Source organism: Dethiosulfatibacter aminovorans DSM 17477 (genome assembly GCF_900142005.1).
Classification (GTDB): Bacteria; Bacillota; Clostridia; order Tissierellales; family Dethiosulfatibacteraceae; genus Dethiosulfatibacter; species Dethiosulfatibacter aminovorans.
Map to the genome: position 1 here is coordinate 1 of NZ_FQZL01000068.1, position 2,290 is coordinate 2,290.

A 2,290-nucleotide genomic window follows, 5' to 3' on the forward strand; every position below is an offset into this window, starting at 1 on the left:
TACCTCGCCCTTGACAGCGGCTAGATTACTATAAATATCAATGAAAGGAGCACCTAACTTAAATTGATAAAACTTTTGTCTTGACAGTGGGGGGCATTATATACTACTGAAACAAAAAACTGCATTTTAAAATGTGCTGTTTACTTTAAACTCACCTCACCTTTACAAAAAATATGATACTTCTATTTATAACCCTTAGTTTGTTATAACTTATCATTACTTTGTTAAATAAAAAACCCCCGCTCATAATTGAACCGGGTTTTTTCAAACATAATAAATAGTAAATAACACATAAACCCATAACCCTTTTTCAATTCCCGAAATCATTGTAGCACTAATTTTTCTAGATTTCAATAATTAATTTCCACTTATTTATTTATTATTCATTATTAGTTTAGTAAATATTCAATCCATATGTTGAATAAACTGTTACTCCCCGCATCCTTACTATCTAATAATAAATAAGAAAATCATATAATCCTACTCAATACAAAATAACCGCAGAGGCTCAGCTCCTAATAAGCAAACCCCTACGGTCTAATCTCCCATCTTAACTTCTACACCACTTAAAAACTTTACTCGTATCTCCCCATCATCCTGAACTACCAGCAATTTCGCTTCTACTTCTTAGGAAATGATTCATCAAATAATGATGCACATTTGCATATCGCAATCCCGGTTTGACATTGATTGAGTCAGGGGTTTTATTATTAATGGACTTCACTGCATACTCTCCAGGCGGAATTATAGCTATTAAGTCTTCATTATTCTTTAATACAGGATTTTTCATTAGGTTCCATTCTAAATCAAGAATAATTATTTCATTATCACTATCATAAGTTGAAGTTATTGTTAAATCCAAATCATCCTGATATGTTTTTAAGAACACATTACATATTATCATTACTAATAACACTATCAAGATAGGTTTTGTACCCTTTGTCATACTATTGATTCTCCTATTCTGAAATTTTTGGTTTGTTGTCACTCACAGCTTTTCAATTTGTCAGTGAGTTTCATCTACGTTATTCATTCCTACCTTACAACTATCCTAAGCTAGAAGGAGGTTCATATGCACCCTTCATGATATCCGCCTCCAAAAGAAATTATTCGATACCTAGTTTTCTATAATTTCTATATATTCCAACCTTCCCTTACCTGGCCACTTTTCATTCCATGTATATTCAATAGAATAAACCTCTCCTTCAGTAATTAAATTATACTCATTTTGACTACATACAATCTTTTTACCCATCAGTTCAATATAGAAATCATTTCCTTCTCTGAATTTTGAACCCACCTCAAGTATACATCCTGTTGATACACTAAATGTCTGAATATAAAAAAATATTACAATAATTATAACGGATGCAAAACTAACCATATTAATCATAAGAGTCTTAACATTTAGATCTACTTTATCCCTCTCTTCTTTCATTACATTTATTGAATAATATATCCAAACAAAGACTTCAATTGGTAATGCAAAAATTGCAAAGTTATAAGGCAGATAAAGCATTTCATGAACATTATAGTTCCAATCAGATATACTTTGTAGCTTACCCAGAAGATAACAAATAAACGTAGTATACACAGTTATTAATATTACTCTCGTAGTGATTTTTCTTTTGTTAACATAATCGTTTTTTTTCATACTTTACTCCCATATCAATATATTCAAGATATATCCAACTAATTAACCTTTCCATTCCAATGCTGCAATCTGTCTGTGATTTCAACCGCTTCATCCCTAGTTGTTGCAGGCATGGAATAAACAAGTCCATCTTTACTACTCCATCTTCTTCCTTCACTATGAGTACCTTCAAACCACTGAATACTAAACTCATTAAGGTTATCGTCAGTGAATATCATACCCAATGTATCATATTCTCCAATATCCTGAAGAAATACAAATACCAAGTCTTCATTATATCTGCCCGATCTCAATTTCATTCCAGGATACTCTGCTCCATCTACAATCAATGTTCCATTAAACTCATCGCATTTATATAACTTGTTGTACCTGTAACCATCGAATTGAATCATCACCTTCTCGACATAATCAGGATCATTATTTCTATACTTTATGCCTTCATAAGATACATTGTACTCAAGAGGAACAATACCGACCAAATATCCAACAATTAACAATGCCGCCACAACTATTATGATTTTTTTATTCTTGTCAATTTAGCTTTATAATGTACACATAAGGTTGGACACAAAAACCCAAATCTAAGTTATAATAACAGTATGAGTAAAAAAAGAAGAACATGGACCTCTCAGGAAA

Annotated in this window: 3 protein-coding genes; all 3 read right to left on the reverse strand. The window is 31.5% G+C overall.

The window, feature by feature from the left end; genetic code table 11:
• Window positions 1-592: 592 nt before the first annotated feature.
• The 3 genes from BUB05_RS18280 to BUB05_RS18290 all read right to left on the reverse strand — a co-directional run bounded on the left by BUB05_RS18280 (window position 593) and on the right by BUB05_RS18290 (window position 2,151).
• A complete protein-coding gene (locus BUB05_RS18280; protein ID WP_073051213.1) occupies window positions 593-946 on the reverse strand; it encodes a hypothetical protein in 354 nt (117 codons plus the stop codon).
• Between the two features lie 171 nt (window positions 947-1,117).
• On the reverse strand, window positions 1,118-1,654 hold the full coding sequence (locus BUB05_RS18285; protein WP_073051215.1) for a hypothetical protein: 537 nt from the start codon (window positions 1,652-1,654) through the stop codon (window positions 1,118-1,120).
• 38 nt (window positions 1,655-1,692) lie between these two features.
• Window positions 1,693-2,151: a hypothetical protein gene (locus BUB05_RS18290; protein ID WP_073051217.1), complete on the reverse strand. Its 459-nt coding sequence runs from the start codon at window positions 2,149-2,151 to the stop codon at window positions 1,693-1,695.
• Between the last annotated feature and the right edge of the window lie 139 nt (window positions 2,152-2,290).